Source organism: Paenibacillus sp. PAMC21692 (genome assembly GCF_014303795.1).
Lineage (GTDB): Bacteria > Bacillota > Bacilli > Paenibacillales > Paenibacillaceae > Pristimantibacillus > Pristimantibacillus agaridevorans.
This window is the reverse complement of the sequence record NZ_CP060293.1, coordinates 7,389,516-7,414,017: the sequence shown is the minus strand read 5'-3', so window position 1 is coordinate 7,414,017 and position 24,502 is coordinate 7,389,516. Positions and strand designations below refer to the sequence as shown.

At 53.4% G+C, this 24,502-nt stretch carries 15 protein-coding genes; 14 read left to right on the top strand and 1 reads right to left on the bottom strand.

Translation table 11 applies throughout. From position 1 onward, the window contains the following. Window positions 1–27: 27 nt before the first annotated feature. The 12 genes from H7F31_RS29650 to H7F31_RS29595 all read left to right on the top strand — a co-directional run bounded on the left by H7F31_RS29650 (window position 28) and on the right by H7F31_RS29595 (window position 21,391). On the top strand, window positions 28–1,077 hold the full coding sequence (locus H7F31_RS29650) for an AAA family ATPase (RefSeq protein ID WP_187101753.1): 1,050 nt from the start codon (window positions 28–30) through the stop codon (window positions 1,075–1,077). After that, window positions 1,074–2,534 (top strand): DUF58 domain-containing protein, encoded by a 1,461-nt coding sequence (locus tag H7F31_RS29645; RefSeq protein WP_187101752.1) that lies wholly within the window; start codon window positions 1,074–1,076, stop codon window positions 2,532–2,534. The genes H7F31_RS29650 and H7F31_RS29645 overlap by 4 nt, the downstream gene beginning before the upstream one ends. After that, on the top strand, window positions 2,521–5,520 hold the full coding sequence (locus H7F31_RS29640; RefSeq protein WP_187101751.1) for a transglutaminase-like domain-containing protein: 3,000 nt from the start codon (window positions 2,521–2,523) through the stop codon (window positions 5,518–5,520). Before H7F31_RS29645 ends, H7F31_RS29640 begins: the two co-directional genes overlap by 14 nt. 176 nt (window positions 5,521–5,696) lie before the next feature. Then, window positions 5,697–7,235 (top strand): glutamine-hydrolyzing GMP synthase, encoded by a 1,539-nt coding sequence (gene guaA / locus H7F31_RS29635; RefSeq protein WP_187101750.1) that lies wholly within the window; start codon window positions 5,697–5,699, stop codon window positions 7,233–7,235. A gap of 92 nt (window positions 7,236–7,327) precedes the next feature. After that, the gene (locus H7F31_RS29630; RefSeq protein ID WP_187101749.1) at window positions 7,328–7,612 is read left to right on the top strand and encodes a hypothetical protein; all 285 of its coding nucleotides are present in this window, start codon (window positions 7,328–7,330) and stop codon (window positions 7,610–7,612) included. An 850-nt stretch (window positions 7,613–8,462) separates the two neighbouring features. Next, on the top strand, window positions 8,463–10,262 hold the full coding sequence (locus H7F31_RS29625; RefSeq protein WP_187101748.1) for a cache domain-containing sensor histidine kinase: 1,800 nt from the start codon (window positions 8,463–8,465) through the stop codon (window positions 10,260–10,262). Next, on the top strand, window positions 10,234–11,691 hold the full coding sequence (locus tag H7F31_RS29620) for a response regulator transcription factor (RefSeq protein ID WP_187101747.1): 1,458 nt from the start codon (window positions 10,234–10,236) through the stop codon (window positions 11,689–11,691). The genes H7F31_RS29625 and H7F31_RS29620 overlap by 29 nt, the downstream gene beginning before the upstream one ends. A 102-nt stretch (window positions 11,692–11,793) precedes the next feature. Further along, window positions 11,794–13,146, top strand: a complete 1,353-nt coding sequence (locus tag H7F31_RS29615; protein ID WP_187101746.1) for an ABC transporter substrate-binding protein — start codon at window positions 11,794–11,796, stop codon at window positions 13,144–13,146. Between the two features lie 83 nt (window positions 13,147–13,229). After that, window positions 13,230–14,099: a carbohydrate ABC transporter permease gene (locus tag H7F31_RS29610; RefSeq protein WP_187105602.1), complete on the top strand. Its 870-nt coding sequence runs from the start codon at window positions 13,230–13,232 to the stop codon at window positions 14,097–14,099. Between the two features lie 18 nt (window positions 14,100–14,117). Beyond that, window positions 14,118–14,975, top strand: coding sequence for a carbohydrate ABC transporter permease (locus H7F31_RS29605; protein WP_187101745.1), 858 nt, complete (start codon window positions 14,118–14,120; stop codon window positions 14,973–14,975). Between the two features lie 175 nt (window positions 14,976–15,150). Then, window positions 15,151–20,823 carry an S-layer homology domain-containing protein gene (locus H7F31_RS29600; protein ID WP_187101744.1) on the top strand — a complete coding sequence of 1,891 codons (5,673 nt, stop codon included), beginning with the start codon at window positions 15,151–15,153 and terminating at the stop codon, window positions 20,821–20,823. A 337-nt stretch (window positions 20,824–21,160) separates the two neighbouring features. After that, window positions 21,161–21,391, top strand: coding sequence for a hypothetical protein (locus tag H7F31_RS29595; RefSeq protein ID WP_187101743.1), 231 nt, complete (start codon window positions 21,161–21,163; stop codon window positions 21,389–21,391). Between the two features lie 66 nt (window positions 21,392–21,457). Here the strand turns inward: H7F31_RS29595 and H7F31_RS29590 are convergent, their stop codons facing one another. Further along, window positions 21,458–22,351 carry an oxygen-dependent tRNA uridine(34) hydroxylase TrhO gene (locus H7F31_RS29590; RefSeq protein WP_187101742.1) on the bottom strand — a complete coding sequence of 298 codons (894 nt, stop codon included), beginning with the start codon at window positions 22,349–22,351 and terminating at the stop codon, window positions 21,458–21,460. A 187-nt stretch (window positions 22,352–22,538) separates the two neighbouring features. Here H7F31_RS29590 and H7F31_RS29585 point away from each other — a divergent pair, with 187 nt between their 5' ends. Both H7F31_RS29585 and H7F31_RS29580 read left to right on the top strand, forming a co-directional pair. Then, window positions 22,539–23,390, top strand: coding sequence for an AraC family transcriptional regulator (locus H7F31_RS29585; RefSeq protein WP_187101741.1), 852 nt, complete (start codon window positions 22,539–22,541; stop codon window positions 23,388–23,390). 138 nt (window positions 23,391–23,528) lie between these two features. Continuing rightward, window positions 23,529–24,500 (top strand): N-acetylglucosamine kinase, encoded by a 972-nt coding sequence (locus H7F31_RS29580; RefSeq protein ID WP_187101740.1) that lies wholly within the window; start codon window positions 23,529–23,531, stop codon window positions 24,498–24,500. Window positions 24,501–24,502 lie beyond the last annotated feature (2 nt).

Below are 24,502 nucleotides of genomic sequence, written 5' to 3'. Positions count from 1 at the left end.
ATTTATTTTTCGGGAGGCGACAGTACGATGATAACCCCTCAATTTATAGGAACAGATTACGAGCAAGTAGAAACGACAGGCAGTCCCGGCCATTCCTGGGCGGAGCCGCCGCAGGCGCTGCTGCACAGACTTCAGGGCAAGGTGGAGCAGGTGTTGGTCGGCAAGGGTGCCCTTATAAAACAAATGTTAACCAGCATGCTGGCAGGCGGACATGTGCTGCTGGAGGATATTCCCGGCGTAGGCAAAACGATGCTGGCAGGAGCGATAGCCCGAACGGTGGGCGGCGAGTTCAAGCGTATTCAATTTACCTCCGATATGCTCCCTGCTGATGTGACGGGCGGTCTCGTCCTGGACGGACGGTCGGGCGAGCTGCAATTCCGTCCCGGACCGATTATGGCGAACGTCGTATTGGCCGACGAAATCAATCGGACGTCGCCGCGCACGCAATCCGCGCTGCTGGAGGCGATGGAGGAGAGGAGAGTGACGGTAGAGGGGAAAACGAGACGGCTTCCTGTACCCTTTATGCTGATCGCGACGCAGAACCCGCTAGACTTCGAAGGGACGAACGCGCTGCCGGAGGCGCAGATGGACCGGTTTATGATGCGATTGTCGATCGGATACCCGGGCATTGCCGACGAGAAACGTATTCTGGAGCAATATGCGCTGGGAAGACGCGTGGAGCCTGAACGCATCAGGCCTGTCATGGCGCCGCAGGAATGGCTGCAGATGCAAGCCGAAGCCAGGCAGGCTCATGTCCATTCCTCGCTGCTGGAGTATATGGTCGCGGTGGCGGACGCTACCCGCAGATCGCCTGACATTGCACTCGGACTGAGTCCGCGCGCGCTCAGGGATTGGCTTCGCGCTGCGCAGGCCGCCGCATATATCGAGGGAAGAGGTTATGTCATTCCCGACGATTTGCTGGGTACCGCCGATTCTGTGCTGTCGCATAGACTTGCGCTCAGGGGAAGAGCGGGAGCCGGCGGCAGAGACGCAAGCGGACTAATGGCCTCTATCGTTCGATCGACGCCTTTCCCGCCGGAAGCGGGAGCCGTCTACAATAGCAGGGGGCGCCGATGATGCCGGGAGGAGCGAGCAAACAAAATCCGGGGGAAGCCGGTCTTGATGGAAGGAAGCGGGGGACGCAGCGAGCGAAGCAAGACGGAAGGAAGCGGGATAAGCAGCGAGCGGAGCAAGATGGAAGGAAGTCGAATGCGGCAGGCGGGTGGCCCGAGGTTGACAAGCCTTATTACCGCACGCGCCGGGTTGCCTGGTGCGTCATTATTTTGGCGCTGGCGTGCTGCGGCGGCGCGGCTGTCATACGCGGCGGCGCGCTCGAATGGTACGCTTTTGCCGTTTTGCTCGGCGTTGCTTTGTTCAGCGGCGTGCTGCCACTTGCGGCATCCAGAGGTTTGAAGATCGTTCGGGCGCTGCCTGGCGAGGGGAAAGCCGCGGGGGAAGAAGCCGTCATTTCCGTTGAAGTCGAAAGGCGCTGGCGGTTTCCTTTTGTCTGGTTCGCCGTGGAGGATGATATTTGCAATGAATCGCTGATGTCTCCTTCCACGATGACTTACCGCAATGTGGGGATTCCGGGTTCGGAGGTTCGAAGCGTCGTTAGGTATGTTCTTCCTCTCCGAAACAGAGGCGTTTACGCATTCAGGAATATAACGGTTACCGTTGGCGATTGGCTGGGATTAACGGCTATTCGGACAACGCTGATCATACGCGATGAACTGAGGGTATGGCCGTCCTTGCCGGAGGGAGCCGGATTAACGATGCTGCCCATAACAGGGGCAATCGGCGACGAACCAGCCAATGATTCGGAGGCTTCCGCGGAATGGGGCAGCAGGATTGGCGACCGTGACATGAGCAAAAGAACCGTATCCGGTTCCGGGCCGGACAGCAGGCCTTACCGCGAGGGAGACTCCATTCGCCATCTTGACTATCGGGCCGCTGCCAGGGGGAGAGGGCTGCGCGTCAAATCGGCCATGCTGGAGCAATATCCGTCCTCGACCATGTACATTGATACGTTGGCGGAGTCTTATGGAGGTCAAGATGCCAGATTCGAGTCTTGTCTCTCTTGGGCTGCCTTCGAAGCCAAAACGTTATTCGACGCCGGAGCGCTTGTCAGGATCGTAACGCCTGGCTGGACGTTCGAAATGGACGGGACTTCCGCCAATACGAACCAACTGCAGGAGTTGTTTGGCTTGCTGGCATGCTTGCGGGCCGAGACGGAAGGAAGCGGGCGGGATTGGCCCGGCCATGCTTCGCTGCCGGCGAGAGGGGCCGTGCATGTGTTCAGCGGCAATTGGAAGGAAGCTCATCGATGGCTGCCTTTGCCAGCCTATTCCGCCGAGCAAGCCGGGAGACCGGCACTCCATCTGGTTATGGAGGGCACTGATGTGACGAGCGAGATGCAGAGCAGCCAAAGGGAGCTGGAAAAGCTTGGCGTGCGTGTTCGCTGGCTGCCTCCTGCAGAAGCCGTAGCGGCATGGCTCAAGGCCGGGAAGGGGGCGGATCGTTATGCCCTCGGATAATGTTCATGATCGGCATTCGGAAGGAACGCTGATGTACAGGCTGTTGACCAGCCTCCTGCTTTTCGGTTTGCTGGCGGAATGGTTGTTGCCTTGGACGGGGGCGAGCGAATGGGCGGTCATCTATCATCCCATGCCTCTGTTGGTTATTATATGCTGCATGCTCGCCGCGGGGCTTATCCGCATGCCATGGATGTTATCCGTGCTGCTGCATGCCTGTATATGCCTTTTTTGCATCATGTGGTTGTACAAGGGACAGGATCAAAGCCCGGCGGAATGGTTCCTGGCTTTCCCTGGACTGATCGGAGAAAATATCGGGCTAATGGCACAAGGCGGGCTCTGGGCCATGTCGGGAGAGCTCCGGACGCTTATGCTGTTCGCAGGCTGGGCTATGCTGGCGCCGGCGCTGCAGGCGCTTGTCTGGGTCAGGCAGGCGGCGCTTGGCATTGCGGCGGCAACGATGTTGTACCTGGGCATTTTGCACATCTGGCTCGGTATGGACGTTCTTGCCGGTTTTTTGCGCACGACGGCGGAAGGACTGCTGCTGGCCGCGATCGTGGCTGTGCCGAGAGTTCGGCGCGTGCTGGACATCGGCGAGAAGCGACTGAAGGATATCGACAAAAGCTGGCTTGCCGGCGCGCTCTTTGTCACGCTGGTTATCGCAGGCGGCGCGCTTCTGGCGACCGTGGACAGGGAGAGCGAGCTGGCGCCCGCGAAGTGGACGACGGTCATGACGGACCGGCTGCAGCAGAGCTTTCAATCCATCGGAGGCGACGGCAAAGCCGTGGCGACGATGAGAAGCTGGAACGGCGGACAGCTTGGCAGAGCGTTGACCGGGTACGGTTTTGACGACAGCGAGTTAGGCATGCCGCTCAGCAGCGACGATAGCATCATGTTTAAAGGACTATCTCCCGTACGCGCGTATTGGCGCGGCGAATCCAAATCCACGTACGACGGCAGGGGGTGGATCAGCGATGAAAGGGCGCTTACCCTGAAGCCTATTTTAGGAACGGGCAGAGGTACGGAGTCGGCAGGAGCGGCGGGCAACGGAAGTGAAGGCGGTGCCGGTGCCTTGCTTGGCCGGCCTATTCGGCAAACGTTAGTGTGGGAAAAACCGGCGACGGAGATGCCGATTATTGCGTCTGGCGTAAACGGGAAAGTGACGGAGCTTATCGCGGCCGATCCAAGGCGCAAGCTGGGCAGCTATTTGGTTAACGAGGCGGCGGACGCGCTGTATGCGCCTTCCGAGACGGCGAAGCTGGAGCGTTATACCGTTACAAGCTATATGCCGGTGACGGAGGAGAAGGCGTTGCGTTCGCTGGGGAGCGGCGGCGCCGTCCAAGCAGTCGATGATGGCGGCAGGCCTGGCGCAAAATCGCGGGAGACAAACACGGCCCTGTCAAGCGGCGCACTGACGGAGGCGGAGCTTAAGCCGTACCTCCAGCTGCCGGCATCGCTGCCAAGCCGGGTGTCCGCGCTGGCGGCCGAGGTGGCTGGAGCGGGCATGACTAACCTCTACGACCGGGTGAAGGCGGTGGAGCTCTACCTGGAGACCACGTATGGCTACACGAAGTCGGGCAGCGAGCTGCCGCCGGAGGGAAGCGACTTCGTCGACCACTTCCTGTTCGAGCAGCGTCAAGGTTATTGCGTCCATTTCTCTACGGCAATGGTCGTTATGCTGCGTTCGCAAGGTATTCCGGCGCGTTGGGTCAAGGGTTTCACGCCAGGCGATGCTACGGGCGAGATCGCATTGACGGGCAGCGGAGGGAGCGCGGGAGCGGCGGCCGAGCGTGTCTATGAAGTGCGCGGATCGGATGCGCATGCCTGGGTTGAGGTTTATTTTCCCGGGGCGGGATGGGTGCCGTTCGACCCGACCCCCGGCTATGGCGGCGCAACGGAGATCGCTTCGGCAGCCGCAGGCGATGGTACGGGAGCGTCGGCGGACGCGGACGGCTCTGTGCCGGCCGGGCTAGCCGGAGGCGCGACCGGCCTTGCGAGGTTCGAGGCGGCGGCTGAGGAGGCCGCCTCTGCAGTGGCGCTAGCGGCCGCATGGCTCGCGCGCGCGGCGCGCGGCGCCTGGGACGCTGCGGCGGCGTCGCCGGGCGCAGCTGCCGCCGCAGGCGGGGCCGCGCTAGCGGCGGCAGCCGCGGCCGCGGCTGTGGCGCAGCGGGAGCGGCTGCGCCTGCGGGGCGCGCTGCGGCGCTATGGCGCGGCGAGCGCTGTGCTCGCGCGGAGCGCTGCGAGCGGCGAGCCGCCGTGGGGCGCGGTGCGCGCAACTGATGCAGCAAGCAACAGCGTGCCGGCTTCAAACATCGAGCGTGCGAGTAGCTTGCCGGTTGTGGTGCGCGAAAAATTAAGACGCGCGGACACCCAAGCGGAGCTGCCGCGTCGAGAAAATTCGGGCATGGGCGATCCCGAGCAGGATCGCACTGTCGAATGGAAGCCGCGCAGTCGCAGCTTGCCGGTTGTGGTGCGCGAAAAATTAAGACGCGCGGACACCCAAGCGGAGCTGCCGCGTCGAGAAAATTCGGGCATGGGCGATCCCGAGCAGGATCGCACTGTCGAATGGAAGCCGCGCAGTCGCAGCTTGGCGGCTGCAGAAGCCGCTGCTTCAGCCCGGCTGCATACGGCGAAGGCACGCCAGAGAGCCGGGTTGATTCTGGCGGCGGAGACTGTCATCAAGCTGCTTCGGAGCCGGGCGATCAAGCATTACGGTGCTGCGCAGCTGTCGACCGCATTAACATTGCGCGAAACCGCCGATCTGTTAGGCGAGACGATGGACCAAAGCGGGCGCGATCGTCTCTCTCGATTGGTGAATTGGCTAGAGGCTTCCTATTATGAGCCGCCTGGAGCATTGCGCAATGCGCCGACAGCGGAAGAGCTGCGCAGCATGTGCCGTTTATTGTTGAAACGTTCGCAAAGAAGCGGAAGCAAGATGCGAGCTGCTTCCAATAAGATGCAAGCGAAGGAGCAGGCGGGGGCAAATTAACGTCTTTTTTGGGCGCACGGATAGAGAAAAAGCGTTAAACGACGAAACATCCTTTCTCGAATATATGCGAGAGGGATGTTTTTTGTCGAAGGAAGCACCCGAGAACGCGCTTCGCACCTTGACTCTATTTGAGCGGCTTATGTATAATTACTGCATCAATTGAGGGAGGCTCGGTCATGACGAAGCAAAATGAAATTATCGTTGTTCTCGATTTCGGAGGACAATACAACCAGCTGATTGCGCGCCGCATTCGGGATTTGGGCGTGTACAGCGAACTGCTGCCATATAACACGCCGGTGGAACGGATCCGCGAATTGGCGCCGAAAGGCATCATATTCTCGGGAGGACCGGCTAGCGTATACGAAGAAAATTCGCCGCTTGTAGATCCTGCGATCTACGACTTGAACGTGCCGATCTTCGGCATCTGCTACGGGATGCAACTGATGTCCCACCAGCTAAACGGCAAAGTCGAACGCGCGGGCAAACGCGAATACGGCAAAGCGCAAGTGGAATTCGCGGAGGGCGGCCACATTGCGCACGGTCTTGACCGCGTGCAGACGGTATGGATGAGCCACAGCGACCTCGTCATCGAGCCGCCTGCAGGCTTCAAAGTCGATGCAAGCACGGAGCACGCGCCAATCGCCGGCATGAGCAACGAGGAGCGCAAGCTGTATGCGGTTCAGTTCCACCCGGAGGTGCGCCACTCGGAGTTCGGCAACGAGATGATCCGCAACTTCCTGTACAACATTTGCGATTGCGACGGCAATTGGTCGATGGAAACGTTCATTGACGATACGATTCGCGAAATTCGCGACCAAGTCGGCGACAAAAAAGTGCTTTGCGCATTGTCCGGCGGCGTTGATTCGTCCGTAGTGGCTATTCTGCTTCACAAGGCGATCGGCGATCAACTGACTTGTATGTTTATCGACCATAATCTGCTGCGCAAGGGCGAAGCGGAAGGCGTCATGGAAACATTCGTCGGCAAATTCGATATGAAAGTACTGAAGATCGACGCGCGCGACCGCTTTATGGACAAGCTGAAAGGCGTTGACGATCCCGAGCAAAAACGTAAAATCATCGGCAACGAATTTATCTATGTATTCCAGGAGGAATCGGGCAAGCTGGACGATTTCGAATTCCTGGCGCAAGGCACGTTGTATACGGATATCGTAGAGAGCGGCACGGCTACCGCGCAAACGATCAAGTCCCATCATAACGTTGGCGGCTTGCCGGAAGACATCAAGTTCAAGCTCGTCGAGCCGCTTAAAGCGTTGTTCAAAGACGAAGTGCGCAAAGTCGGCGAAGAGTGCGGCTTGCCGGATGCCATCGTATGGCGCCAGCCGTTCCCGGGTCCGGGCCTTGCGATTCGCGTCCTTGGCGAGGTAACGGAAGAGAAGCTGCACATCGTACGCGAGTCCGATGCGATCCTTCGCGACGAGATCGCGAAAGCGGGTCTGGACCGCGAAATCTGGCAATACTTCACGGCGCTCCCGAACATGAAGAGCGTTGGCGTCATGGGCGACGCACGCACCTACTCCTACACGGTAGGCATCCGCGCCGTAACGTCCATCGACGGCATGACGGCCGACTGGGCGCGTATTCCTTGGGACGTGCTGGAGAAAATCTCCGTCCGTATCGTCAACGAGGTCGACAATGTCAACCGTATCGTTTACGACGTGACGTCGAAGCCGCCAGCAACGATCGAGTGGGAATAAACGAAATGCAATTAACAGGCTTGGAAATCTCTTTCACTAAGAGATTATCCAAGCTTTTTGTTTGGGTTCGTGATCGGGATTACGCTACAAATATGCCGGGGACCAGAACGTTCCAGGTGGAGGTCGACGGGCATCGGGTCAATAAGACGTTCGGCACCCATGGACAAGAAGGCTTCCGCTGGACGGAAGCGGGAACCTTCGAGCTGGACGAGGAAGTTGTGGAGCTGTCGCTTGTGGATAGAACGATGTCTCTACAAACTGGTAAGCAGATAGGGCAGCGAATGAAGTTTTTATTAGGTATAAGTGGTCCAGATATTTATGCTTTCGAGGTAAACTATCGATTGTTTTTAAAGCTTGGAACATTATGCGGTTTCTAATGCCTATATGTTCTTGTCCTCTGACATCTTATCGGATGTCAAGAATGCGTTCCTATAAATGACAAGAATGCCGATCAATGATGATCGGCATTTGGCAACAACTTCATTGGCTAATGGTTAAAACATCTCTTGGCGGATTGCCCGTGCGACGAATCTCGTTAATCTGAGAATTCGTCAGTCTGCGTCCTACGAGAACGAGGGAAGAAGTTACATCGTTAAAATTTGGGAGACTCGCTACGTTCTGACTGCCGCGGAATATACGCACAGAGCCTTGGAAATTAATATCTGAGAATAGTACAAGCGTGACTTGTCTTCTACTTACAACATTGCGCAATCTAAAGCTAGAGAGCACATCATTGAAACGAAATGCATTTAAGTCTCTGATAGCTACTCCACCGCGTCTAAATAAAATCCTTCTTCCAGAAAAGTTATTATCCATAAACAGGGACAATCTAACATCTCGATTTGCCAATTTTATCACCCTCCATATCAGTGTAAGATAGATTATGAAATTTCTCTTTAAAATGATAGGGATAAGAATCCTAAGTAAAATGCCTGTTTCGCAAAATAGGATGCTGCCAAAAAGCCGAATTTTATCGAAAATGGAAGCCGGAAAATAATAATAGCGGTAGCTCCATATAAATACTCCCTTCTATCTGCGTTGTTCGGCAAATAGAAGGGAGTATTTTCTCATGATCAAGGGGATTAGGAGGAGTATCGCAAGCTGTTCAGTTCTAGGAATTGTCATACGAAGTTGCAAGTTTTCGGCATGCCGTCCCCGCTCTAAGGCATGTTACAATAAAAAGTATGAGTTGAAGACATGACTATATCGGCGGGGAGTGAGTCGGAGATGGCGCGGAAATGGCGGCAGTGGCTTCCGAACACGTTGAAATACAGACTTTTTACGGCATATATTCTCCTTTTAATGCTTCCTTTGTGCATCGCCATTTTTTGGTTATTCCAGCATTTCGAATCCATCCGGCAGCAGGATATGATGGAGCGCATGTCCGAGCGCATGCAGCAGGTTCATACCTCTCTCACCGATATGATGGCGTTTGCCTATAAGGCCAATACCATGCTGAGTCAGGACGAAAGCCTGATTCAGATTATGCACGACCCGGATAACTACGATCCTCTCCACAGAAAAAAAGTGATCGAGAGCAAAATGTTCGGCATCAACAACAGCTTCTTTTTCCATCAAACGGAGCTTTATTTTCGTTTTATTGACCGCAAAGGCCATGTATATACATCGTACGCCCCCAACGCGCAGCTGACCAATGATCTGGCGGAATTGCAAGCTTGGCAGGACAGATTGCAGGTTGGCGCACGTCCTTACCGCTGGGTAGCCGATGACTGGAATGATATAAAGGACAGCCAGGGGGACAAGCTGCTCAGCCTGTACACGCTGCTCGATGACCAACTCAGGGGGAAATACGGGCTGGCGCGCATCAGCATCAACATACAGGAATGGTTCCGTAACACGTTAAAAGACAGCCCGGCCAGCCGCGATCTGACTATCTTTACCGGCGAGGGGGAAATCGTGCTGCAGAACGCGGATACCTCCTTTGGCCCGAGCGATATGGACAGAATGATCTCAGCCCGGGAGAAGGAAGGACACTACAAGGATTCAAAAGCTTTGACGATGGTCCATTACAGCTATTTGGAAGAGCTGGACTGGTATGTGGTCAGCCAAATGCCCTTAAGCGAGCTGCAACAGGAGGTTCAGCGGCTCAGATTAATCGTTTATTTGTTTTTGGGCGTGCTGGTGGTCGTTTTTGTGCTGGTTACTTTCTTTTTGGCAACGCGTATGACAAAGCCGCTCAATATTCTGAAGCGCAGTATGGAGGAAGCGTCGGACAAAAAGCTGAACGTAAAAATATCCGTCGGCACGGGAGCGACTGTCGAGGTGCGTTCGCTTGGCGAAAGCTTTAATCGGATGATAGACGATGTCATCGAACTTATTGACAGGCTGAAACAGGAAGAGCGGCAAAAGCAGGTTGTCCGCTTCCAGATGCTGCTGTTTCAGATGAACCCGCATTTTCTGCTGAATACCCTGAACACGGTTAAATGGATGGCAAGAAAAGAAAAGCAGAGCGATATTGCCGGCATCTGCACCTCGCTCGGGTCCATCCTGGAAGCCTGTCTCAATTCAGATATTGAGTTGATTGCCTTAAAGGAAGAAATCAAGCTGCTGCGTTCGTACGAATCGATTCAGGTATTACGCTTTCGGGAGCAATTTACAATGGTGTATGAAGCGGAAGAGGCGGTGCAATACGCGCTCGTCCCCAAGCTTAGCTTGCAGCCGCTTGTCGAGAATTGCATCGTCCATGGTTTCGACGCTTCCGAAGGTCGCGGCATCATTCGGGTCAGGGCGCGCGCGGAGGGAAGCGAGCTTGTGCTGGAAGTGGCGGATAACGGCATTGGCATGGAGAAGGCGGCTGCAAGGCCCGGCAGGCGCAGCGGTCACGGGATCGGGCTGAGCAATTTGAGGGAGCGGCTGCAACTGCTGTTCAAGCGGGAGGGCAATCTCGAGATTATATCCGGGGAGCAAGGAACGACGGTCAGGATTCGATTGCCATTACTGATCGCCGCGCCATATTCGGAGAAGGGGGATAGTGGCCATGTGGACGGTTTTGCTGGTGGAAGATGAGGGGTATGTCCGCGAGGCGATTCGGGAAACGCTGGACTGGGAAAGCCACGGCTTCTGCGTTGCGGGCGAAGCGGGGACCGGCAGGGAAGCTCTGGAGGCCATTTTGGAGTGGAAGCCGGATGTGGTCATTGCCGATATTGTCATGCCGGGCATGGACGGGATCGAATTGCTTAAGGAAACGCGGAAGGCCGGAATCCGCAGCCGGTTTATTATGTTGACGGCCATGAACCAATTTGATTATGCGCGCGACGCGCTTCAATACGGAGCTTTTAATTATTTGCTGAAGCTATCGCTGAGCGATGAGGTTCTATTGGAGAATCTGGCCAGGATCAGGGAGGAATTGCTGGGAGAGCTGAAGGAAGCGGGGGAGGCGCTGTATCCGCTGTATTATAGAATCTGGGCGGAAATCAGCGGAAATCGCGTGCCTGCGCATGCAGCGCCGACCGCGCTGCCCGCAGCCGCCGGCAAATTCCATAGCCTGAGGCTTCATATAGCAGCCGTATTGAGCGAAGCCGATCCCGCGCTTCCCCATCAGGCGGGAATCCTGACGGAGGAGTATCTGCTGGTGCAATCCTTTTGCGACGGCGGGCAGACGACCTTCTTCTGCTGGAGCTTCCCCGACAAGGCTGGCCAGACTTGCGACAGCGGGTTCTGCCGTCCCGGCGAACCGGCAGTGGACGGCGGTCTGGAACAATTCGCCCGGGAGTGGCGGCGAGTGCTCAACCAATTGAACGCCAGCTGGTATGGCATCATGGAGCTGCCTGTCGGGGAGGAGACGGCGCTGCCGCCAATCGGCGAGCTGGAGGCAGCGCTGGTGCGCGCTTTCGAGGAACGCAATGCAGCCAAATGCGCCGAGACGGCTGCCTTGATTTGGGAAAGCATGAAGCGGATGTCGTTCTCGCATATCGACGTAAAACAACTGGCTGTCCGCTTGCTGCATGTATTGGAAATGATAGCCGGAAGGAATGCGGAGGATGGCACGGATTTGTACAAGGACGTGGCGTTCGTCAACGCAGCCAAGAGCCACGAATCGCTGCTAGCGCTTGTGCAACAGACGATACAGGACCACATTAGGCGGAAGCAGGAGGAGAAAGTAAGCTATACGGACCATCCGGAGGTTAACCGGGTTATTCAATATATGCTGGAGCACTACAGGGAAAATATGAAGGTGACCGACTTGGCCAAGCTGGTCGCTATCAACGTGGACTATCTAAGCACCATATTCGGCAAAAAAACAGGGCTGACTCCTATCGCTTATTTGAGAAACATCCGGATCGAGCAAGCCAAACGCCTTTTGCTTTACTCCAAATTAAGCGTGGAAGAAATCGCAAGCCAGACGGGGTTTGCCGACGATGCCTACTTTATCAAAACATTCAAGCGTATGACCGGACAAACGCCCAGCTCCTTCAGGAGAGACAACAATAAGTAAGTTTTGTACGGCTAATCGGCAAGTTTCGTCCCTTATTGGCCCGGGAGCCAATTGATATAGTTGGGATGTAACAAACATCTCATTAGGGAGGTTGCAAGAACAATGAAAAACAGAAAGTGGTTGACCGCAGGCGTGGCATGGTCCGTAGTGGCGTCTCTCATGCTTGCCGGCTGCAGCGGAAACGGGAATGGAAACGGCGGAACGGAGGGGCCGGCATCATCCCCGAGCGCCAAACCCGGCGCGACGGCCAACGCTGATCCAATCAAGCTCACCTTCTGGGGAGCTGTACCGGTGGAGAACGGGCCTCAGACAGTCGTCGACAACTGGAACAAAGAAAATCCGGATATTCAAGTGGAGTATGTGCGGTTCGTCAATGACGAAGCCGGCAATCTGAAGCTGGATACGGCGCTTGTTTCGAGTCAGCCCGTGGACATGTATGTCAGCTATGATTACAGCCTCTACGAGAAGCGGGTCAAAGCGGGCAACGCGCTTGATGTAGGCGGTTTCACCGATTTCGGCGTGGAAGAAAAAATGGGCGAAGGAGCCGCTTTGTGGAAGGTGGACGACAAATATTACGGCGTACCTACCTCGAAAGGGCCGTCCTTAGTCTGGCTTAACAAAGATATGCTCGACGCCAAAGGACTGCCTGTCCCAACGGAATGGGGACTGGACGAGTTTCGGGAATATGCAGCCAAGCTGAAGGATGACAATGTTTGGGGATTGGCGCAAAGCGATTACTACTTCAATGTGCCTATCAACGGTTCCATGCTGAAAAAGAGCCTGACCTTGACCAACCCGGACGGCACCTCGGCTTTCGATAATCCGCTGACGGTCAAAACGCTGCAAGTGTATACGGACATGATGTTCACGGACAAAAGTTTGATGCCTCATACCGAGCAGATAACGTCCAAGCCCGCATTGGACCAGATGTTTGTAAAAGGCGAAACGGCCATGCTGTTTTCCACAAACCAGGTTTTCCGCACGACGAACAATATGGCGGAATATCCACGGACGTTCAAGGTGGCGGCAGCGCCGGCTCCCAGAGTGAACAAGGATCAATCCGATTACATTAACGCCGGCGGTCTGGGCGACGTGATCTCGATCAATCCCCGTACCAAACATCCGGAAGCCGCGCAGAAGTTTATCAAATGGTACGCGGATAGCGGCATGCTGCCGATGGCGGCTGGCGGAAGAGTGCCTGCATCCAAGGATTTCCCTGTCGATGAGGCTGTAGCTCTCATGTTTAAAGGCGTAGAGGATACCTATGATTTGGATTCGATCAAGCGGGTTATGTTCGGAGACCTTCCGCTGGGCTTAAGCCGTCTGGATCGGAAGACGGGAAGCGAACAGCAGGCCATCTACGACAATGTATTTTCCCGAAAGCTGACTCCGGAGGAAGGCGCCAAGGAATTGGCGCGGGTCCATAACGGAAATTTGAAAACGTCATCGCAATAGCGGAAATGCTCGGGAGAAGCGCGGACTAGAGGCCTGCGTTTCTTCCAACTTATAGAGAAAGGCGGTGACCGATCGTGAACTGGATGAAGCGGCAGAGGCTGATTGGTTATGTATTCATTGCTCCCAATCTAATCGGAATGACGGTGTTTATGCTCATTCCGGCCCTGTTCTCCTTTTACTTGATGTTTACGGATTGGGTATTTGCTAGCGGGCAACCCCCGCGTTTTATCGGATTGGATAATTTCAGGATGATGGTGAGAGACGATCTCTTTGCTGTATCGGTCAAAAACACCCTGTTGGTGTTGATCCCCGTACCGATTTCAATCATGCTCGGTTTTGTGATCGCGGTCATGCTTAACAACAGGACTTACTTTCAGAAGACGCTGCGGGCCTTTTTCTTCGCTCCGTATTTCACGAGCGGAATTGCCATTGCCTTCGTCTGGATGGTGCTGTTCCAGCCAACAAACGGCCCGATTAACGCGTTCCTGCGTTCCGTGGGCATATCCGATCCGCCGCTGTGGTTCGCTTCGCCGGATACGGCGATGTATGCGGTGCTGGTCATGATGACCGCAGGCGGCATCGGGTACAACATGATTATTTATTTGGCTGCGCTGCAGGAGTTGTCTTCGGAGCAGCTGGAGGCCGCGAGGATAGACGGAGCGACTTTCGGGCAACTGCTGCGCCAGATCATTTTTCCTTTGGTCAGTCCGACGACGTTATTTCTGACGATTACCGGCTTTATCGGCTCCATCAAAGGTTTTGGCATGATCTACGCCATCACTCAGGGAGGCCCTGCCAATAGTACGACGGTTTTCTCCATTTTCGCTTATAAGAAAGCGTTCAGCTTCTACGAAATGGGGTATGCGTCAGCCGTCTCATGGACCATGTTCCTGATTATCTTGTTTATTACATTGATTCAGTGGGCAGGCCAGAAAAAGTGGGTCCATTACTAACGGAGGGGAATTCGCAACATGGATGCTATTAAAGACAGAAAAATCAGAAAAGTCAGAGAACAATCGACCAAAACCTTTAACACGATCTTGATGGCGCTAGCCAGCCTGCTGCTGCTGTCGCCCATGATCTGGATGATCAGCACTTCCTTCAAGAAAGCAATCGACGTGTTTACTTATCCGATTCAGTGGATTCCGACCGACCCGGTCTGGACCAATCACATCAAGGTCTGGACGACCGGAGACGGATTTGCGATGTTTTATTTAAACTCCTTGAAAATCTCCCTTGTTCTGATGATTGGAGCGCCTTTGCTGGCCGCTTTCGCCGCATACGGCTTCAGCCGCATTCCGTTCAAGGGCAGGGACGCCGTTTTTCTCCTCTATTTATGTCTGATGATGATTCCGCAGCAAGTGCTGTTCGTCCCGAAATTTATTATGTTTGATTGGATGAATATTTACAACACCCATTGGGCTCTCATTCTCCCGGGCTTGTTTACGGTATTTGGCGTCTTCATGATCCGGCAGTTTTTTATGAGCATTCCCCATGAAATATCGGAAGCGGCTTTTATTGACGGCGCGGGCCATTTCCGGATTTTCTTTCAGTTGTTTCTGCCGCTTTCCAAACCGGTCCTGGCGACCTTCGCCATTATTGATTTCACATGGACATGGAACGATTATGAGAACGCCCTGATTTTCCTGTTGGACAAAAGGCTGTTCACGGTGCCGCTTGGCATGCAGAACTTTATGCTGGAAGCGGGCGTGGACTACAACATGATGATGGCCGCCGCCACCGCAGGCGTCGTACCGCTGCTCATCGTCTTCTTTCTGGGCCAGAAGTATATTATTCAAGGATTCTCCAGCTCGGCTGTTAAAGGGTGAACGACTCTATAACAAACCAAATGTCTAATAGTAAGTGTTCTGCTGTTGGTTTACTCCGGCAATACGAATGTTCTTGCCGGAGCAGCAGAAAGAGAAATGTGTTAGATGCCGAAAAGTGAAAGCGCTTAACCAAAAGCTGTGACCGATCCGTAATTGAATCGAAAAGAGGGATAAGATGACTCGAGTAAAGTTTAGAAGATGGATACTTGCAGTAAGTTTGATTGTATCGTTGCTAGCAACGAACCTGTCCCACGTTAGAGTGTTTGCTGCGGACAGCGCACCGGAGAAAGTCGACTACTGGAAGTTTGAAGGAGTGTCCGCCGGCAGTTATGAGCTGGTCGGCGAGCCTGACGTTCATCAAGGCAAATATGCGTTGCAGTTCGAGTTTAACGCGGATAGTGTGCCGAATAAATATTATTTTGCCAAACAAAGCATTCCTGTGGAAGCAGATACAAACTACTCCATCAGCCTGTGGGCGAAGGGGGACTCCGTAGGGAGAGCCTGGTTTGGCGGGGGACCAGGCTGGGCGCTTCGGAGCAACTTGACAGGAACATACGACTGGAAGGAATTCAGCATCAATTATAAAACCGGATCAAACCAAACCTCCTTTGACTTTATGATTTTGCTGGAGGGGCGGACCACGAATTTATGGGTAGATGAAGTGAGAATGGTTAAGCAGGGAACCGACGGCAATCTGATTCGAAATGGAAGTTTCGAGGGCAAGTCGATTGTACTTTCAGCCAATCCTCCCTCAGGAGAAGTAAAGAGAGGGACGAAGCTTTCCTTGGCTGCAGAAGGACAGGAAGCAACCATTTATTATACGACTGACGGAAGCGATCCATATCATTCTGCGACGGCGAAAGCGTACGAACAGCCCATAATGATTGATAAGGCGGTTCGGATTAAAGCTTACGCGCGAACAAGTGATGGAGGGGAAATAGAGCCGATTGCGTTCAACTATACGATTGCTGCTGAAGCGGAAGGAGAGGAGTTGCTGGATTTTGAAGCTTACATAGCAGCCGCCGGAAAAGGACGGAAGGTCCCGATTGGAAAAACGGCGCCGCTGGAAGTTGACGGCAACTGGGACAAATGGCATTCGTCCACCGGTATTTTATTGCCTGGTGATAAAGAACGGCAAGTATTGATGTCGGATTGGAAAGGCCCGGAGGATTTGTCGGCAGAGGCCAAGTTTGCTTACGACGATGATGCATTGTACATTGCGATCAAGGTTGAAGATAACATCCATCACGGAGTGGCAGACGGCGACATGTGGCTAGGGGACAGTTTGCAACTTGCGTTTACGCCTGATACAGAGTTGTATGGGCCCGAGTATGGCTTCAACGTACTTAACGACGGGCGAAAGCAAATTTGGAGATGGAGTGATGGAGAGGCAAAGCTGCCCAAGGAGGCGGTGGAATATCATGTCAGCAGAAACGGTACCACGACAAATTATGAAGCCAAGCTGCCCTGGGAGGCCATTTTGGCAGATAAACCCGACAGCAAAGTATCGATGACTTTGCTCATCAATGATAATGATGGTAACGCCAGAAGGGGCTGGATTGAATGGACGGGAGCGATCGGCAGAGGGAAAAACCCGAAGGATATGGCTGAATTGCTGCTGCTCCAGGAAGACGAAACATGGACAGTCGTACTGGATGGACCTACTGAGTTCGCTGCTGGTTTCAATCAACAATACGATCTAGCAATTCCTAACTTTGGCGAGGAAACCATTACACTGGCCGTTACCTCTGAAATATTAGGGCTTCAAAACTATGAGGTAGTGATACCGGGCGGAAAAGTGTGGAAAAAGGAGCTTCCGCTTACTATGAGGGAGCTGGGCAGTTACACACTCTCTGTATCTGCACAGTCACTAGCAGGCAATCTGGTAAAGCAGGATCAGTTCGCGATTAATGTGTTGGCCAATCCGCAGGATCTGGCAGTGGAATTTGAGCAATTGCGTTTAAAGTTGCCGGCGCTCGCAGCATTGTTGACGACGGCTGAAACAGCCGGGCTTGCCGTTGATTATGAGCGGGTAAATTATACGATTATCGATCAGTTTATTGCTTATGGACTAGAGGATATTGATCGGCAATATTATGATCGGGCTTCCTATGTAATTAAAGAGCTTGAGAAGCTGTATGAGGAGGCTGCCGGCAATGTGCAAGCGTATATAAGCGGAGAGAAGATACCGTTTGCGGTGAATCGATATGTCACAGGTTCTATTGATATCGACAAAACGGCTTTTATTGCAGACACTCGTTCCTCGATAAGTGATGAAATTGTGCGTAAACCCGTGTTGTTCACGGGATATGGCCATTTCGCACAGGCGAAAAAAGATATTCCTTTATTTAAGGAATACGGGGCTAATGCGATCCAAATAGAGATTGGACCTAACTCGGTGATTAAGCCCAAGGAAAACTTTACGGATTGGAATATCGATAAATCAAGCGTATCCGCTCAAGCAGTACGTGATTTGGTGATCGGTCATGGCGATAGCGGCGGGTCGCTTCGCATTAGCAATCAGACGCCTAAAAGCCCTGGGAAATATATAAATGTTTGGCAGGAAGTAAATATTGAACCGGACACGACCTATGAAATCAAAGTGTGGGCCAAAGGAGAAGAGGTGAACAATGCATGGTTTCCGGGAGGTCCGGGTTGGGTACATCGCTCCTCGTTCCCGCAAGGCACCTTTGATTGGCAGGAGTTCACTTATGAGTATAAGAGCGGGCAAAATGATCGCAAGTTTCGATTGATGATTGCTTCAGAAAATGTGACCCAAAATCTATGGATTGACGATGTGCGCATGTATGTCAAAAATGGATCCGGCGAGAATCTGGTGGTCAATGGAAGTTTTGATGCCAATAAATTCGTTGAGTTAGGCAACGACGATTATGTTGGGGATATTGTTCCTATTCAAAAAAACGTTATTGAACCTCTGAAAGCAGCCGAGGAAAACGATGTTGCGGTTACGCTTCTGCTGTCGCCGCATTATTTTCCGGCATGGGCTTTGGAGAAGTGGCCTGAGCTTCGCAGCAACAGTTTAGGGATCAAATTCACGATTGACAACCCGCGGGCGCGACAATTGATGGAGGACTATTTGCGGCTGGTCATTCCTTTAGTCAAGGATTACAAATCGTTGCATAGTATTACGCTATCTAATGAAAGCGTTCACCATTCCAACATGGATGAAGCGAATACGCCGGCATGGCAATCTTATTTGGAGGAGAAATACGAGGGCGATATTGCAGCTCTTAACGCCTTGCATCGCACAAGCTATACGAGCTTTTCCGATGTGGCGCTGCCGGACAGAGTAACCCGAACACCTGCATTCTATGATTATGTGAAATTCAATAATAAATTGTTTTCTGATTGGCATAAGTGGATGGGGGATATCATCCATGAAATGGCGCCCGATATTCCTCTGCATGCAAAAATTATGAATCGTGCACTAGATGAGATTGGCAATTTGACATGGGGAGTAGATCCGGAGGAATTTAGCCAACTCTCCCAAATTAATGGCAATGATAACTACAATATTTATGGCAGCCCAACCAGAAACTTTACAAGCGAATTGAAATTTTATGATTTGCAGACTTCGATGAAGCAGGCTCCTGTCTTCAATTCAGAGCATCATATGATCGTGGACGGCGAGGAGCGCTATATTCCAGAGTTTGCGCCGCATGTGCGTTCCGTGTTGTGGCAAGGAGGCATTCATGGCCTGAGCGCGGCAACGATCTGGGTCTGGGAAAGAACGTACGATCAAAACAGCGATTTCAAAGGCAGTATTTTGCATCGTCCCGATGTCATCGCAGCTGTGGGTCGGACGCATCTTGATTTGAACCGGCTTGCCGATCAGGTAACGGCTTTTCAACAGGATAAAACCGAGGTGGCTATTCTCTATTCGATCCCGGCTGTCATGTATGACGTTGACCATCCTGCCGCAAGCAATAAAGCTTATGAGGCAATTAGTTACAACGGTCTGAAGGTCGGATTTGTATCTGAGAATCAGATCGCGAGCGGGGCGCTTGCGAACGTCAAAATGCTCTTTATCCCAAATTCGAAACATGTGCAGGCAAGTACCTTCGATGCTTTGCAACCCTTTGTGGACAATGGAGGCAAACTCGTCATTATCGGTGACCAATCATTAACTTATGATGAGTATGATCGTCCATTGCCGACTGTGGAGCGCGATGTTCTGTTACAGCATGAAGAGACGCTAATTTTCCCTGCCGCTTCTTCATCGCTCGATTTGCGCAATGCCATGACAGGCGAGTTTGAGGAGCAGGGGCTAATTCATGTGCAGTTAATCGATACCGCTAGCAACGAGCTGGCATTCGAGGCGGAGTGGCGTTCCGTCCAGTATAACGGCAAATTGCTGATCAATGCGACGAACTACAAATGGAGCGATAAAACAGTGCGCGTTGTCGTTAACGGCGAGACTGTGACCAATTGGAAAAATCTTATCACCGGCGAGACACATTCGGAAGGCGAATCCCTGCTGCTAGTCGCTCATGAACCGGTATTGCTGGAACTGCCATTGACGGGGGAGGAAGCGGCGCCGATTGCCCATAACAGCAGCTTTACCCTTAATCTTAAAGCAGGAGCTGCAGATCAACAATTAGAAGGTACTTTGCAAGCTGAGGGCATGTCGGATTTAAGGTATGAAATTGTTGCAAACGGTAAGCTGGGGACGGTGCAACTCCGTAATGAGGCGACAGGGGAATTCGTGTATACGCCGCATGGTCACGCAACTGGAGAAGACTCGTTTACATTCCGGGTTCACGATGGCAATCGTTACTCGAACACGGCGATTGCGACCATTACAATAGCGGCATCGCCAGTCGTGAATCCGCCTGTCTATCCGGGAGCGACGGAATCTACTTCGGGACAGTTATTCTTGCCAGCCGGAGGGGCTGGGGAGGTCAGCCTTGGCCGGCAAATTAAGCTGACAATCCCGGCCGGAGCTACAGATACGAGCAGGCAGTTTGCAATTGCCAAGCTGGAAGAGCAAAAGCTGCAGGATTTGCAAGCAGAAAACCTGCTTAGTCCGGTATTCGAGTTAAGTCAGGATCCGGCAGGCGCATTCAAAAAGAAAGTTATCCTTCGCATCGCATTCGATGCAGGCAAATCAGGGGAAGAGCAAAAACCAACTCTTATGCGTTATGATGTTAAACAAAAAACGTGGATTAAAGTAGAGAGCAAAGTGGACGGCGACAGCTTTATTGCCGAGGTTGATCAACTGGGGATTTATGCTGTCATGGTTTCGAAGGATGAGGCGGCCGGCCCGCAGCCAACGAAAGAACTGAACGATATCGCCGGCCACTGGGGGCAATCCTGGATTGAAAAGGCAGTGCAAGCGGGTATTGTTACGGGTTATGCCGATCAAACTTATCGTCCCGATCAGGCTGTGACCCGTCAGGAACTGATCGTGATGTTGGCACGGACTCTGACGCCGCAAGCTGGCACTGGGCAAGCCCAAAGTTTCACTGATAAAGAAACGATCGGTAAATGGGCCGCTGATGCAGTAACGTCTGTTGTGGAAGCAGGCTGGATTGCGGGGTACGACGACGGCAGCTTCCGTCCGGAGAAAGGCATGACACGGGTTGAGCTGGCCGCAGTGCTGGCGCGTGTCATAGCCGGAACGGATCATGTTGGAGGCGATGCAGGGCTTAGCCAGTTTCGCGATGCGGAGCAAATACCTTTGTGGGCGCAATCGTATGTAGCCCGAGTTGCAGCCAGCGGGTTGATGGAAGGCACGGGAGCAGGGCTGTTTAAGCCAGCCGGTATCGTTACCCGCGCAGAAGCTGCGGCTATCGTTGTAAGATTAAAGGAGCAATCGGCAAAATAAACGAATGAGTCCATGTAACCTCCTTCGATTTCGGTTCGACCCGAAAGAACGAAGGAGGTTTATTTGCGTTAGCGGATTTTATTTTTGCGACTTGAAACAGGAACAAGTGTTCGTGTATAATGAACGTACTATCAAATACTCGATGAGGTGGGCTCTATGGAAGGATACGTCGGCAAGACCGTTCAGCTCATATATAATGACCGGAACGGCAACGTTTCAATTCGGAACATACGGGTTATTTCAATAGTAAAGGATGTAATGAAAGCGTACTGTTACTCAGCTCAGTCTATCCGTTTATTTTACCTTAAACGTATTGTGGACGTGGAGGTGATTCGGAATGTTGGACGAGACAGCGCGTAAGTTGTTCCGGATGTTTTACGCTTTATACCGGTTCGAAGCGGCACATATCGATATGGATCGGTTGGCGCGATTGACCGGTCGATCGAAATTGCGAATTGCAACGGCTATTCGGGCTCTGGAGGAGAAACAATACATAACGTGGAATGAACGTGCAGGAGCCATACGGGTAATGACGCCGGCTGAACGTAATTTAAAAGAAGCGAATTGAAGCGCATTTGCAAAAAAACTCTCTTCCATTGGCAATGGAAGAGAGTTTTTTGCATGTCTATATACACTAACCGATTTTAACATTGTCCTCGCACTCCGCGGAACAGAAGCCATTGTGCGATGTTTCGCAGTCCGGGCATACGATGTGCTGGCGGTGGCAGGTATCGTCGGCGCAGTTGATGTACGTCTCGGCAGGAGTTCCGCAATGGTAACACTTGCCGACCACGATGCTTTCGTCCGTGCGGTTAATGGGAACGGAGATTCGCTCGTCGAACACGTAACACTTGCCGTCGAACAGTCTGCCCTTTACCTCTTCGTCCTTGCCGTAAGTGACGATGCCGCCGTCTAGCTGATAGACGTCCGTGAAGCCCTCGCTCAGCATGACGCCGGTCAGCTTCTCGCAACGGATGCCTCCGGTGCAGTAGGTCAGAATCGGCTTGTCTTTTAGATCCGCCATATTCTCGCGAAGCCATTCCGGGAATTCCTTGAAGGTTTTGAGATCGGGCCGGATCGCTCCGCGGAAATGTCCGAGATCGTATTCATAGTCGCTGCGTCCGTCCAAGACGATAACATCTTCTCTTTGCAAATATTCGTGGAACTCCTTGGGAGACAGATGCGTGCCTGTGAGCGTATTGGGATCAAGCGGCTTCTCGTAACGGAGCGTTACAAGCTCCTTCTTGTAGCGGACGAATATTTTGCGAAAGGCATGTTCTTCTGCTTCGTCAACCTTGAACACCATATCGGCGAACAGCGGATTGGCGTGCATATCCCGCATATACTGCTCGGTCTGCTCGACTGTTCCGGAAACCGTCCCGTTGATGCCTTCGTCCGCGATCAGGATGCGGCCTTTCACATTCAGTTCCTTGCAGTAGGCCAGATGCTCGGCAGCGAACTGCTCCGCATCGGGCACCGGAACGAATTTATAATACAACAAGATTTGATATTTGGATTGTTCGGTCATGGAGAAAGTCCTTTCTTTAACTAAGTAAGTATTGTTTCCATTGTAATGGACTCGGGGCGCGATCTCAACAGCAAAGACTGCCAGCGCGATCCAAATGATGGTGCAGCCGCCCACGGATCAGGCGACACGCTTCGTACGACTCTGCTATACTTTCCTATAAAGAATTAGGAAGGAGAGGAGAGGGACGATGAAACCGAATCCGCCGATCATCCGGGATCGGATCGAGATGCCGCAGGACTTTCCGTTGCTTGTGTCGCAAACGGAGGGCGTAAGCCCGCTTTTCCAGCGGCTTCACTGGCACGATGCGCTGGAAATCAACCACATTGTGAGCGGCGTCGGCTACATCCTCATCAACGGCAACCGGTACGAGTTGATGCAAGGCGACATCGTCCTCATCCACTCGGGCGATCTGCATCGCGCATTCGATACGGACGGGCTAGTGATTGGCGTTATCATGTTCGATCCGGCCTATCTCGCGCTGGAACAGAGGTATGATACGGAGCTGCTGCTGCCGTTTCGGGGAACCGGCAGAACGTTCGATCACGTGCTTGACCGGGGCAATCCGGAGCTGCCCAGACTGAGAGAGCTGCTGGAGGAGATGAAGGACGAATACGGCCGCAAAGAGCCTCACTTCGAGGCCGTTGTAAGGTCGCAGCTCGTAAGGTTTCTAGCTTACGCAAACCGATATTTTGTCAACAAATCCAGGGTAAAGACAGGCCTTGCCAGAGGGACGGAGACAATCCGCCGGGTGCTGCGCGCCATGGAAGGCGATATAGCGCAGGGCTGGACGCTTGGCGAGCTCGCGAAGCTGGCCCATCTCAGCCCGTCGCGGTTCAGCGCCTTGTTCGTAAGCATCGTCGGCACTTCGCCAATGGACTACCTGATCCAGCTCAGGCTGTCGCGGGCGGTCGATCTGATCGAGACGACGGAGCTCAAAATGATCGATATTGCGGCGGAATGCGGATTCCGCAATCTGTCGAACTTCAACCGTTTGTTCAAGAGCCATATCGGCAAGCTGCCCTCCGAGCTGAGGGCTTGATTAAATATCCCGATTTCGAGCAAAAACAGTAAGATCATATCAGAACATCGTTCCTTTAGCGTAGAGGGACGGTGTTTTTTTTATTAAAGTGGAGCTAATACAGGAGTAATCTCTACCAATACCCCATGAACGAGGAGCGTGAAGGTTATCCTATACTTAGGCATAGATGCGGGAGGAACAAAAACGCATGCCCTGCTGGTAAACGAACGGGGCGAGGCGCTGGGTCGCGGACATAGCGGCAACGGCAACCATCAGACGGCGTTCCAAGAGGCAAGAACCCATATCGAGGAGGCTTGCGACGCGGCGCTGGCCGAAGCGGGAGTATCGAAGCGGGAAGTGACGTTCGCGTACTTCGGGCTGGCCGGAGCCGACAGAGAACCGGATTACGAAATTCTTCGGCCGATGATCGCTTCGCTCGGTTATGAGCGGTACGCAATCGCCTGCGACACGATGATCGGCATGCGCGCGGGCACGCATCAGTCCTACGGAGCAGTGATCATCAGCGGAACGGGCTTTAACGCTGCAGCACGCAACGTTGCGGGAGACGAGCTGCAATATGGCGGCTTCGGCTATATGTTCGGGGACGGTCAAGGGTCCGGCACCGATCTCGGGATTCATGCGTTCCGCACGGCGATCCGGTCTTGGGAAGGGCGCGAGAAACCGTCCGTGCTGTCGGAGACCGTCCCGGCCAAGCTTGGTTATCCGTCCGTGGAGGCGATGTACGACGACGCGCTCTACAAGGGCTTGCGTCCGCCGGCCGGGCTGGCGAGACTCGTATTCGAGGCGGCAGCCGGAGGAGACGACGTGGCGATCCGCATTCTGGAGGAAACGGGCCGCGAGCATGCCAATGCCGTGCTGGCGCTTATTCGCAGGCTGGGCATGCAGAACGATACGTTCGACGTCGTGCTGACGGGCAGCGTCATGATGCGAGGCAGCTCGCCGCATATGGTCGACGCCATCCGGGAGGCCATCCGCGCCGAGGCGCCGGGTGCTTCCGTCGTCAAGCTTACGATCGACCCCGTGATCGGCGCGGTTATGAGCGCGATGGACAGCGCGGGATTGTCGATAGACGTGGAGATGGACGCAAGATTACGAAAAATCACTTTATAGGA